The sequence below is a fragment of the Pseudomonas sp. AKS31 genome (genome assembly GCF_023634765.1).
Taxonomy (GTDB): domain Bacteria; phylum Pseudomonadota; class Gammaproteobacteria; order Pseudomonadales; family Pseudomonadaceae; genus Aquipseudomonas.
Genome location: NZ_JAMLFX010000012.1, coordinates 87,954 through 100,077, shown reverse-complemented (window position 1 = coordinate 100,077; position 12,124 = coordinate 87,954). Strand labels below are relative to the sequence as shown.

10 protein-coding genes and 1 tRNA gene are annotated in these 12,124 nt (G+C 60.8%); all 11 read left to right on the top strand.

The genetic code is table 11. From position 1 onward, the window contains the following. The first annotated feature begins 46 nt into the window (after positions 1–46). The 11 genes from M9827_RS23075 to M9827_RS23025 all read left to right on the top strand — a co-directional run bounded on the left by M9827_RS23075 (position 47) and on the right by M9827_RS23025 (position 12,071). A complete protein-coding gene (locus M9827_RS23075) occupies positions 47–2,692 on the top strand; it encodes a motility hub landmark protein FimV (RefSeq protein WP_250607281.1) in 2,646 nt (881 codons plus the stop codon). 270 nt (positions 2,693–2,962) lie between these two features. Next, complete coding sequence (gene truA, locus M9827_RS23070) at positions 2,963–3,787, top strand: tRNA pseudouridine(38-40) synthase TruA (RefSeq protein ID WP_166220008.1); 825 nt, start codon at positions 2,963–2,965, stop codon at positions 3,785–3,787. A 65-nt stretch (positions 3,788–3,852) separates the two neighbouring features. Next, complete coding sequence (locus M9827_RS23065; protein ID WP_250607279.1) at positions 3,853–4,479, top strand: phosphoribosylanthranilate isomerase; 627 nt, start codon at positions 3,853–3,855, stop codon at positions 4,477–4,479. 204 nt (positions 4,480–4,683) lie between these two features. Then, on the top strand, positions 4,684–5,604 hold the full coding sequence (accD, locus tag M9827_RS23060) for an acetyl-CoA carboxylase, carboxyltransferase subunit beta (protein WP_123448656.1): 921 nt from the start codon (positions 4,684–4,686) through the stop codon (positions 5,602–5,604). After that, positions 5,601–6,908, top strand: a complete 1,308-nt coding sequence (folC, locus tag M9827_RS23055) for a bifunctional tetrahydrofolate synthase/dihydrofolate synthase (protein ID WP_250607277.1) — start codon at positions 5,601–5,603, stop codon at positions 6,906–6,908. The genes accD and folC overlap by 4 nt, the downstream gene beginning before the upstream one ends. Next, on the top strand, positions 6,892–7,548 hold the full coding sequence (locus M9827_RS23050; protein WP_250607275.1) for an SPOR domain-containing protein: 657 nt from the start codon (positions 6,892–6,894) through the stop codon (positions 7,546–7,548). The genes folC and M9827_RS23050 overlap by 17 nt, the downstream gene beginning before the upstream one ends. A 98-nt stretch (positions 7,549–7,646) precedes the next feature. Then, positions 7,647–8,207, top strand: a complete 561-nt coding sequence (locus tag M9827_RS23045) for a CvpA family protein (RefSeq protein WP_007913461.1) — start codon at positions 7,647–7,649, stop codon at positions 8,205–8,207. A 41-nt stretch (positions 8,208–8,248) separates the two neighbouring features. Continuing rightward, entirely contained in the window at positions 8,249–9,754 is a 1,506-nt protein-coding gene (gene purF / locus M9827_RS23040) for an amidophosphoribosyltransferase (RefSeq protein ID WP_123448659.1), read from the top strand. A gap of 73 nt (positions 9,755–9,827) precedes the next feature. Next, positions 9,828–11,039: an O-succinylhomoserine sulfhydrylase gene (locus M9827_RS23035; RefSeq protein WP_250607272.1), complete on the top strand. Its 1,212-nt coding sequence runs from the start codon at positions 9,828–9,830 to the stop codon at positions 11,037–11,039. Next, entirely contained in the window at positions 11,036–11,812 is a 777-nt protein-coding gene (locus tag M9827_RS23030) for an SDR family oxidoreductase (protein WP_250607269.1), read from the top strand. Before M9827_RS23035 ends, M9827_RS23030 begins: the two co-directional genes overlap by 4 nt. A gap of 183 nt (positions 11,813–11,995) precedes the next feature. Beyond that, positions 11,996–12,071, top strand: a tRNA-Val gene (locus M9827_RS23025). Positions 12,072–12,124: the final 53 nt, after the last annotated feature.

The following is a 12,124-nucleotide window of genomic DNA, read 5'->3' as shown; positions in this document are numbered from 1 at the left end:
AACATCTTCTCGCTGGCCGAGGAACGTTCAAACAAAGGATGAGGCTATGGTTCAAGTTCGCAAACTGGTGTTAGCAATAGCGGCCGCCTCGGCGCTGTCCTCCGGTATGGCGCATGCCCTCGGGCTCGGGGAGCTGACCCTGAAGTCGACCCTGAACCAGCCGCTGGTGGCTGAAATCGAGTTGCTCGACGTCAAGGATCTCACCGCTGCCGAAGTGGTGCCGAGCCTGGCTTCACCTGAAGACTTTGCCAAGGCCGGCGTCGATCGCCAGGCCTTCCTCAATGATCTGACCTTCACCCCGGTGCTCAACGCCAGTGGCAAAAGCGTGCTGCGCGTAACCTCGAGCAAGCCGCTGTCGGAACCGATGGTCAAATTCCTCGTGCAGGTGATGTGGCCGAATGGCCGTCTGCTGCGCGATTACAGCGTGCTGCTGGATCCATCGAAATTCTCGCCACAGACCGCTGACGCCGCCGCACAACCGGCGCCGTCGCAGACCATCGCTGCGCCGACCACGGGCGCTACGCACCCGACGCAATACACCACCACGCCGCGCGATACCCTTTGGGAGATCGCCGCGAAGGCGCGGACCGGTGGCTCGGTGCAGCAGACCATGCTGGCCATTCAAGCGCTGAACCCGGATGCCTTCATCGGCGGCAACATCAACCGCCTGAAAACCGGCCAGGTGCTGCGTCTGCCGGATTCGGTGCAAAGCACTGCGCTGCCGCAATCGAAAGCGATTGCCGAAGTGGCGGCGCAGAATGAAGCCTGGCGTCAGGGCCGTCGTTATGTAGGAAAGCCGGGCACCGGTCAGCAGCAGCTCGATGCGACCAACCGTGGTCGCGGCAATACCGGTGCTGCGCAGAACGCCCAGGACAATCTGAGCCTGGTCTCCGCCGAAAACACCAAGGCGCGTGGCAAAGGCCCGGCCGGTGATGCCAAGGCACTGAGCAACAAGCTCGCGGTCACTCAGGAAAGCCTCGACACGACCCGTCGTGACAATGAGGAACTGAAAAGCCGCATGTCCGATCTGCAGAGTCAGCTGGACAAACTGCAAAAGCTGATCGAGCTGAAGAACAACCAACTGGCAAAACTGCAGGCCGAAGGCGCGGGTGCTGCGCCAGCCGCCAATCCTGCCGCACCGGCGGTGCCTGCGATCACGGCTGAGCTGGCCGCGACACCGCCAGCTACCCCGGCAGACGCAGCGCCGACGCCAGAGTCCGCCATTGCGCCACCGGCTGAGACGCCAGTCGTCGAGCCAGTGGTCGCGCCGAAGCCGGTTGTCGAAGACGAGAAAACCTTCAACGAACTGCTGACCAACCCGATTCTGCTGGGTCTGGTGGGCGGCGGTGCTGTGGTTCTGCTGCTCCTGTTGTTGCTGCTGGCGCGTCGCCGCAAAGCGCAGCAAGAGGCCGAGAAACACATGCGCATGGCCCGTGCACTATCGGAAGAGCAAGAGTTCTCCGCCGAGCAGGATCTGCCGGAAAGCAGCTTCGAAGGTCTGGAAACCCCGGCGGCGAGCGTCAAGCTCAACACCCCGGCACCTGCGCCAGCACCTGCTGCGGCAGCGGTAGTGGCGCCGATCGTGATGGCTGAGCCGATTGCCGCACCGCTGGTGGCGCCGGCCGCCGAGCGTTCCGACGACGTACTCGACAAGGCGCAGTCGCACATCAACGCTGGTCGCCTGAATCAGGCTGCCGCGTTGCTGGAAGAGGGCGTCAGCCTGGAGCCGCAACGCAGTGATCTGCGTCTGAAGTTGATGGAAGTCTACGGTCAGCAGGGCGACCGTGATGCGTTCGTCGCTCAAGAGCGTCAGCTGGTGGCCAACGGTGAGAACTTCGCCAAGGTCGAAGAACTGAAAAGCCGCTTCCCGGCCATGGCGGTTGTCGCGGCCAGTGGTCTGGCTGCGGCCGCCGTCGCTGCCGAACTGGATGCGCAATACGTCAAGGATCTGCTGCTCGATGAGCCTGAAGCACCGGCGCCGGCGCCAGTGGAAGATGATCTCGACAGCGCGTTTGATTTGAGCCTGGATGATCTCGACAACATCACGCCAGTAGAGTCTGCGCCTGTGGTCGAGCCTGAAGCGCCGGTCGAGCTGGACGAATTCCCGGCGGACGACGACCTGAGCTTTGAATCGGTGCTGCAACAGCAGACTGAAATCAAAGAAAATCTGGATGACCTGTCGGACTTCGACCTGGATCTGGACCTTGGTGCCGAGCCGGTGGCTCCAGCGGCTGATCTGGCGGACGATGACTTCCTGCTGGACCTGGACGAAGGCGTGAAGGATCTGCCGCCGGTCGAGGCGCCAGTGGTGGCTGACGTGCCACAAGATGATCTGGAGCTGCCGGCCGATTTCGATCTGTCGCTGGCCGACGAAATGGACAGCAATCCAGCGGCCGAACCGGATGCGTTCGCTGCTGAGCTGGATGACGTCAACGCCGAGCTGGATCGCCTGTCGCAAAGCATCGCCGAGCCGACCTTCACCGAAGCCGACGCGGCACTGGGTGATGATCTGGGCGAAGATGATTTCGACTTCCTCGCTGGCACTGACGAAGCCGCTACCAAACTCGATCTGGCTCAGGCCTACATCGATATGGGTGACAACGACGGTGCGCGTGACATCCTCAACGAAGTGTTGACCGAGGGTGACGAGAAGCAGCGCGGCGAAGCCAAGGAAATGCTGTCGAGCCTTTAGTAAATCCAGCGGCACACGAAAACGGCAGCCCAGTGAGGCTGCCGTTTTTGTTTGGGCCGGATCCAGTGGTGTTTGAAGGATTGCTATCGCGAGCAGGCTCACTCCTGCATGTTGGAATGCGTTCCCCTGTAGGAGTGAGCCTGCTCGCGATAGGGCCAGAACTGCCAATAGAGAACTCTGGCATCCCTGAACCACAGCCTTATAATGCCCGCCTTTGCACAAACAGCAGGCTGTCCCACCTTGGCAAACATAGATAACCCGGCCGCCGAAATGGCCCCAGAGGGCTTTTACCGCGTCGCGCTGGGCGTTGAGTACAAAGGCTCGCGCTACAGCGGCTGGCAGCGTCAGTTGACGGGTGTGGCGACGGTGCAGGAAGAGCTCGAAAAAGCCCTGTCGAAAGTCGCCAACTCGCCGGTCTCCTTGCAGTGCGCCGGGCGCACCGACGCAGGCGTACATGCTTGCGGGCAAGTGGTGCATTTCGATACGACCGTCGATCGTTCGCTGAAAGCCTGGGTCATGGGTGCCAACATCAATCTGCCCCATGACATCAGCGTCAGTTGGGCGCGGGTGATGCCAGCGCATTTCCATGCGCGCTTCAAAGCCATCGCCCGACGCTATCGCTATGTGATCTACAACGATCAGATCCGCCCCGCGCACCTCAATGAAGAAATCACCTGGAACCACCGCCCGCTGGATGTCGAGCGCATGGCCGAGGCCGCGCAGTATCTGATCGGTACTCACGATTTCAGTGCGTTTCGCGCCGGCCAGTGCCAGGCCAAGTCGCCGATCAAGAAGATGCATCACCTGCGCGTGACCCGTCACGGCAAGATGATCGTGCTCGATATTCGCGCCAACGCGTTTCTGCATCACATGGTGCGCAATATCGCTGGCGTGCTGATGACCATCGGCGCGGGCGAGCGGCCCGTGGAGTGGATGAAGGAAGTGCTGGAGAGTCGCGAGCGCCGTTCCGGTGGCGTGACGGCGCATCCGTACGGACTGTATCTGGTGCAGGTCGAGTACCACGACGAATTCCCGTTGCCCGAACGTTTTATCGGGCCACATTTCCTTACGGGTTTCTCCGAACTTGACGGCTGACGCCCTCGAACGCTTTTGTTACCATCCGGGACTTTCCCGGTTTTTACCTCGGAGTTTTTCTCGATATGTCAGCCGTTCGCAGCAAGATCTGCGGGATTACCCGCATAGAAGATGCGCTGGCCGCCGTTGAGGCCGGGGCGGATGCGATCGGGTTCGTGTTCTATGCCAAGAGTCCGCGTGCGGTCACCGTGCAGCAGGCGCGGGCAATCATTAAAGCGTTGCCGCCATTTGTCACCACTGTGGGTTTGTTCGTTAACGCCAGCCGCTGCGAGTTGGGGGAAATCCTCGACGCGGTGCCGCTGGATCTGCTGCAGTTCCACGGCGATGAAGTCGCTGAAGACTGTGAAAGCTGGCATCGCCCGTATATCAAGGCACTGCGGGTCAAGGCGGGTGATGACATCGCAGCAGCGGTGGATGCCTATCCGAGTGCCAGTGGCGTGCTGCTCGACACGTATGTTGAGGGCGTGCCTGGCGGAACCGGCGAGGCGTTCGACTGGTCTTTGATTCCTCAGGGTTTGCGCAAGCCGTTGATCCTGGCCGGTGGCTTGACGCCCGAAAACGTCGCAGAGGCCGTGGCTCGGGTGAAACCGTACGCGGTTGATGTCAGCGGCGGGGTAGAGGCAAGCAAGGGCATCAAGGATCACGCAAAGATTCGAGCGTTCATCAACGCGGTACGCAAAGCGCCATATTGATGTGACGGCTGGCAGTCTGCCGCCGTCCATCAATGCACTTGCACAAAGCAGGCGCGGCTGAGGGTTTCTGGATCGCACGCAGGTCATGTTTCGCGCTGACCGTGGCTGTCCACCAATCATCGCCACACACATGAATTTAGCTGAAGGGCATACGCGGGGCTGCGAACCAGAGCGTTCGGGCCGCCGGTACTGGAGAAAGAAAGCATGAGCAACTGGTTAGTAGACAAACTGATCCCTTCGATCATGCGTTCCGAGGTCAAGAAGAGCTCGGTCCCTGAAGGTCTGTGGCACAAATGCCCGTCTTGCGAGGCGGTGCTGTATCGTCCGGAGCTGGAAAAGACCCTGGACGTTTGCCCTAAATGCAACCACCACATGCGCATCGGCGCACGTGCGCGCATCGACATCTTCCTCGATGCCGAAGGTCGCAACGAACTGGGCGCCGATCTGGAGCCGGTTGACCGTCTGAAATTCCGCGACGGCAAGAAATACAAGGATCGCCTGACCGCTGCACAGAAGCAGACCGGCGAAAAAGACGCGCTGATCTCCGTCAGTGGCACCTTGCTGGGCATGCCGGTGGTGGTTTCCGCGTTCGAATTCAACTTCATGGGCGGTTCCATGGGCGCCATCGTCGGTGAGCGCTTCGTCCGCGCCGCCAACTATGCGCTGGAAAACCGCTGCCCGATGATCTGCTTCGCTGCCTCCGGTGGTGCACGCATGCAGGAAGCGCTGATCTCGCTGATGCAGATGGCCAAGACCTCGGCCGTGCTGGCGCGTCTGCGTGAAGAAGGTATTCCGTTCATCTCCGTACTGACCGACCCGGTTTACGGCGGTGTTTCCGCAAGTCTGGCAATGCTCGGCGACGTCATCGTCGGTGAGCCGAAAGCCCTGATCGGCTTCGCCGGTCCGCGTGTTATCGAACAAACCGTGCGTGAAAAACTGCCGGAAGGCTTCCAGCGCAGCGAATTCCTGCTGGAACACGGTGCAATCGACATGATCATCCACCGTCAGGAACTGCGCCCGCGTCTGGGTAACCTGCTGGCACAAATGACTGGCAAACCGACGCCGAAATTCGTCGCCGCGCCAATCGAGCCGATCGTGGTACCACCGGTCCCTGCTGGCCTATGACCGAGCGCACCCTTGGCGAATGGCTCGCCTACCTTGAGCAGTTGCATCCTTCGGCCATCGACATGGGGCTGGAGCGTTCACAACAGGTAGCGTCCCGCATGGGGCTGGGCCAGCCGGCGCCTCGGGTGATCACGGTCACCGGCACCAACGGCAAGGGTTCGACCTGCGCATTCGTGGCTTCATTGCTGCGGGCGCAGGGCCTGAGCGTCGGTGTCTACAATTCTCCGCACCTGCTGCGTTACAACGAGCGGGTGCAGCTCAATGGCGTCGAAGCCACTGACGCGCAGCTGTGCGAAGCCTTTGCTGCAGTCGAGGCCGGGCGCGGCGACACTTCCCTGACTTACTTCGAAATGGGCACCCTCGCGGCGTTCTGGCTGTTTCAGCAGGCCGGGCTTGATGCGGTGGTGCTGGAGGTCGGTCTGGGCGGGCGTCTGGACACGGTCAATGTGGTTGATGCCGATATCGCCCTGGTTACCAGCATCGGCGTCGATCACGCTGATTATCTGGGGGATACCCGCGAATCCGTGGCCTTCGAGAAGGCCGGGATCTTCCGCCAGGGCAAGCCTGCCCTGTGCGGCGACCTGAATCCGCCGCAACCGTTGCTCGACAAGGCGCGTGAACTGGCCTGTCCGTTTTTCCTGCGCGGACGTGATTTTGACCTCGGCATTACCGATCAGCACTGGCAATGGCGCGGCACCGATGCGCAGGGTCAGGCTGTCGAATTGCACGACTTGCCGTTGCTCGATCTGCCGATGGAGAACGCCGCTCTGGCGTTGCAGGCTTATCTGTTGCTCGGTTTGCCGTGGAATGCATCGCAGATTGTCGCCGCCTTGCAGTCGACTCGCGTGGTCGGTCGACTGGATCGCCGTTCGTTCGAGTGGAACGGCAAGCGCCTGAATCTGTTGCTGGATGTTGGCCACAATCCGCATGCCGCCGAGTATCTGGCCCGTCGCTTGGCTGCGCGGCCACCGGTCGGCAAGCGTCTGGCGGTGTTCGGCCTGTTGGCCGACAAAGATCTGGATGGTGTTGTCAGCGAATTGAATGCTAGTGTCGAGCATTGGGCTGTTGCCCCACTGGATTCGCCGCGTGCCCGTCCGGTGGCTGAATTAAACGCTGCATTGCAGAACCTTGGTGCTGCGGTCGCGTCTTACGACAGTGTCGCCGCGGCCTTGGAAGGGCAGTGCGCAGTGGCTACAAGCGACGACGAGATTCTGTTGTTCGGATCATTTTATTGTGTCGCCGAGGCCCTTGAATGGTTGGCCCGGCGCTCCACGGAGGAAGCGGCAAATGGCTTTGCTGGATAAAGCGTACAAGCAGCGCATGGTTGGCGCTTTGGTGCTGGTCGCGCTGGCGGTGATTTTTCTACCGATGCTGTTTTCCCGTCAGGACGAGCAGCGTCAGGTGACGGTCGAAGCGCCCGCCGCGCCGCAAGCGCCTGTCGTGCCGCAGGTGCAGATGGAAACCGTGGCCGTTCCCGAGCCGCAAGCTTTGCCGCAAGAGCCGGTGCCAACCGATGAAGAGGTCGCAGAAGACACGGCGCCTGCTGCACCGGTTGCGCCAGCGCCGGCACCGGCAGCTCCGATCTTGATTGCCAAGCCCGCCGCGCCGCCAGCGGTGGCCAAGCCGATTCCTGCACCTGCGCAGCCTATTACCTCGGCATCGACCAAGCCTGACACCACGCAAAGCCGCGTCGATGCCAACGGTCTGTCGGTGAGCTGGTCGGTGCAGCTGGCCAGTCTGTCGAGTCGTGCCAGCGCCGAAAGCCTGCAGAAAACCCTGCGCAGCCAAGGCTATAACGCCTACATCCGCTCGGCTGATGGCAAGAACCGGGTGTTCGTCGGGCCGCTGATCGAGCGCGCCGAAGCCGATCGTCTGCGTGATCTGTTGAGTCGTCAGCAGAACCTCAAGGGCTTTGTGGTGCGCTTCCAGCCAGAGCGCGGTTAAAAACTATCGCCTCGATTGAAATGCACTGACAATCGCAGCTTACCGAGAGGCATGCGCTCTGCTAAAATGCGCCGCCTTATCCGTCTGTAGGCTGCACTGTGCCATTTACCTGGGTTGACTGGGCGATCGTTGCAATCATCGCCATCTCCGCTTTGATCAGTTTGAGCCGCGGCTTCGTCAAGGAAGCATTATCGCTGGTGACCTGGATCATCGCAGGAGTCGTCGCCTGGATGTTCGGTGGCTCATTGTCCGAGTACCTCGCCGGATACATCGAAACCCCATCGGCTCGCGTGATCGCGGGCTGTGCCATCATGTTTGTCGCCACACTGATCGTGGGCGCAATGATCAATTATCTTATCGGCGAGTTGGTTCGCGTCACCGGGTTGTCCGGGACCGATCGATTCCTCGGCATGGCCTTCGGCGCTGCGCGTGGCGTGTTGCTGGTGGTCGTGGCGGTCGGGCTGTTGAGCCTGGGGCCGGTACAGCAGGACGGGTGGTGGAAAGAATCACAGCTCGTGCCAAAGTTTCTATTGGTCGCTGATTGGTCCAAAAACCTGATTCTCGGGTGGAGCAGTCAGTGGCTTGCCAGCGGAATCAGCGTACCCGCTGATATTCCGTTCAAGGAGCAACTCTTGCCGTCGGCGAAAACGCCTCAGTGAGTGTTGTTCAGTTCAGATCCATTAAGTAGGGGTTGCGTCGCATGTGTGGCATCGTCGGTATCGTCGGTAAGTCGAACGTCAATCAGGCGCTGTATGACGCGCTAACCGTGCTCCAGCACCGCGGCCAGGACGCTGCCGGTATCGTGACCAGCCATGATGGCCGGTTGTTCCTGCGCAAGGACAATGGCCTGGTGCGTGACGTGTTTCAGCAGCGTCACATGCAGCGCCTGGTCGGCCATATGGGTATCGGCCACGTCCGTTACCCGACCGCGGGCAGCTCGACTTCGGCCGAAGCCCAGCCGTTTTACGTCAACTCGCCTTACGGCATCACTCTGGCGCACAACGGTAACCTGACCAACGTTGAGCAGTTGGCCAAAGAGATCTACGAATCCGATTTGCGTCACGTCAACACCAGTTCCGACTCGGAAGTGCTGCTGAACGTGTTCGCCCACGAGCTGGCCCAGCGCGGCAAGCTGCAACCGACCGAAGAAGACGTGTTTGCCGCCGTGACCGACGTGCACAACCGTTGCGTCGGTGGTTACGCGGTAGTGGCCATGATCACCGGTTACGGCATCGTCGGTTTCCGCGACCCGCACGGCATTCGTCCGATCGTGTTCGGCCAGCGTCACACCGACGAAGGCGTCGAGTACATGATCGCCTCGGAAAGCGTCTCGCTGGACGTGCTCGGTTTCACCCTGATTCGCGACCTGGCCCCGGGCGAAGCGGTCTATATCACTGAAGACGGCAAGCTGCACACCCGTCAGTGCGCGACCAACCCGTCCCTGACCCCGTGCATCTTCGAACACGTCTACCTGGCGCGTCCGGACTCGATCATCGACGGTGTGTCGGTCTACAAGGCCCGTCTGCGCATGGGTGAGAAGCTTGCCGAGAAGATTCTGCGCGAGCGTCCAGAGCACGACATCGACGTGGTCATCCCGATTCCGGACACCAGCCGTACCGCGGCACTGGAACTGGCGAACCACCTGGGCGTGAAATTCCGCGAAGGGTTCGTCAAGAACCGTTACATCGGTCGTACCTTCATCATGCCGGGCCAGGCGGCGCGCAAGAAGTCGGTTCGCCAGAAGCTTAACGCCATCGAGCTGGAATTCCGCGGCAAGAACGTGATGCTGGTCGACGACTCGATCGTGCGCGGCACCACTTGCAAGCAGATCATCCAGATGGCCCGCGAAGCCGGCGCGAAAAACGTCTACTTCTGCTCGGCGGCGCCAGCGGTACGCTTCCCGAACGTTTATGGTATCGACATGCCGAGCGCGCACGAACTGATCGCACACAACCGTTCGACTCAGGACGTGGCGGATCTGATCGGCGCTGACTGGCTGATCTATCAGGACTTGCCTGACTTGATCGAAGCGGTCGGCGGCGGCAAGATCAAGATCGAGCATTTCGATTGCGCGGTGTTCGACGGCAAGTATGTTACCGGTGACGTCGACGAGGCTTACCTGGACAAGATCGAGCAGGCACGCAACGATGCCTCGAAGGTCAAGACCCAGGCGGTCAGTGCGATCATCGATCTGTACAACAACTGAGTTATCACCGGCCCTGAGGGGCCGGTTTTGTATCTGACTTTCAATTTTCGGGAACAGGGCAAGGAGTGACAGCATGAGTCAGGAATGGGATGCCGGTCGGCTGGACAGCGACCTCGAAGGCGTAGCGTTCGATACCCTGGCCGTACGTGCCGGTCAGCATCGGACGCCGGAAGGCGAGCACGGTGATCCAATGTTCTTCACCTCCAGCTACGTGTTCCGCACCGCTGCCGACGCAGCCGCGCGGTTTGCCGGGGAAGTGCCGGGCAACGTTTACTCGCGTTACACCAACCCGACCGTGCGCGCGTTTGAAGAGCGCATCGCTGCGCTGGAGGGCGCCGAGCAAGCCGTTGCGACCGCAACCGGCATGGCCGCCATCATGGCGGTGGTGATGAGCTTGTGCAGCGCTGGCGATCATGTGCTGGTTTCGCGCAGTGTCTTCGGGTCGACCATCAGTCTGTTCGAGAAGTACTTCAAGCGTTTCGGTGTGGAAGTCGATTACGTGCCTTTGGCTGACCTGTCGGGTTGGGATGCGGCAATCAAATCCAACACCAAACTGCTCTTTGTCGAGTCGCCGTCCAATCCGTTGGCCGAGCTGGTCGACATCACCGCACTGGCTGAAATCGCACACGCCAAAGGCGCGATGCTGGTGGTCGACAACTGCTTCTGCACCCCGGCATTGCAGCAGCCACTGAAAATGGGCGCGGACATCGTCGTGCACTCGGCGACCAAGTTCATCGATGGCCAGGGCCGATGCATGGGCGGCGTGGTGGCTGGCCGCAGCGAGCAGATGAAAGAAGTCGTCGGCTTCCTGCGCACCGCCGGGCCGACCCTGAGCCCGTTCAACGCTTGGATCTTCCTCAAAGGTCTGGAAACCCTGAACCTGCGGATGAAAGCGCACTGCGCGAATGCTCAGGCGCTGGCCGAGTGGCTGGAGCAGCAGGACGGTATCGAAAAAGTCCATTACGCCGGTTTGAAGAGCCATCCGCAGCACGAGTTGGCCCAGCGTCAGCAGAAGGGCTTCGGTGCGGTGGTGAGTTTTGAGGTCAGAGGTGGCAAAGAGGGCGCGTGGCGCTTCATCGATGCGACCCGACTGATTTCGATTACCGCCAACCTCGGCGACAGCAAGACCACGATTACACACCCAAGCACCACCTCTCACGGCCGTCTGGCGCCGCAAGAGCGTGAAGCGGCGGGCATTCGTGACAGCCTGATCCGCATTGCGGTGGGTCTGGAAGACGTCGCTGACCTGCAAGCCGACCTGGCGCGCGGTCTGGCTGCGTTGTGATCGAGTTGTCTACGCCGACAGGAGGTACCCATGGCCGCGTTGCGTTGGTCACGGGTGCCGCGCGCGGTATCGGTCTGGGCATTGCTGCCTGGCTGATCAGCGAGGGCTGGCAAGTCGTGCTGACCGATCTGGATCGGGCGCGCGGTTCGAAAGTGGCGAAGGTGCTGGGTGAAAACGCCTGGTTCATTGCCATGGACGTTGCCGAGGAAAGCCAGGTGGCGCTCGGCGTGGCTGAAGTGCTGGGTCAGTTTGGGCGTCTTGATGCGCTGGTGTGCAACGCGGCGGTCGCGGATCCGCACAACATCACCCTGGAAAGCCTCGACCTGGCTTACTGGAATCGTGTGTTGGCGGTGAACCTCAGTGGTCCAATGCTGCTGGCCAAGCATTGTGCGCCGTATCTGCGTGCGCACAACGGTTCGATCGTCAATCTGGCGTCGACCCGTGCCGGACAATCAGAACCTGATACCGAGGCTTATGCGGCGAGCAAGGGCGGCTTGCTGGCGCTTACGCATGCATTGGCGATCAGTCTGGGGCCGGAGATTCGCGTCAACGCGGTCAGCCCGGGCTGGATCGATGCCCGCGATCCTTCTGCACGTCGCGCCGAGCCATTGGCCGAAGCCGATCATGCTCAGCATCCAGCAGGCAGGGTAGGGACGGTCGAGGACGTCGCGGCGATGGTTGCCTGGCTGCTGTCGAGGAATGCCGGGTTTGTTACCGGGCAGGAATTTGTCGTCGACGGTGGCATGACGAAAAAGATGATTTACGAGCAGTGAGAGGCAGCTGCAAGCGTCGAGCTGCAAGTTGAGGCGAGATCACGGTGTATCTGCTTTAGATGTTTATGCTTTTGCTTACAGCTTGAGACTTGCCGCTAAAAACTGTTTTTGAAAAAAACTTCAATCCTGCTATTGACTTAGGTTCGCTACCTGCGTAAATTTCGCGGCCTCGGAGATGCAAACGGGTGATTAGCTCAGCTGGGAGAGCGTCTGCCTTACAAGCAGAATGTCGGCGGTTCGATCCCGTCATCACCCACCACTCCCCGAGAGACTTGCGTAAGCAAGAGCGTAGGCTGAAAGTGCCTGCACCGA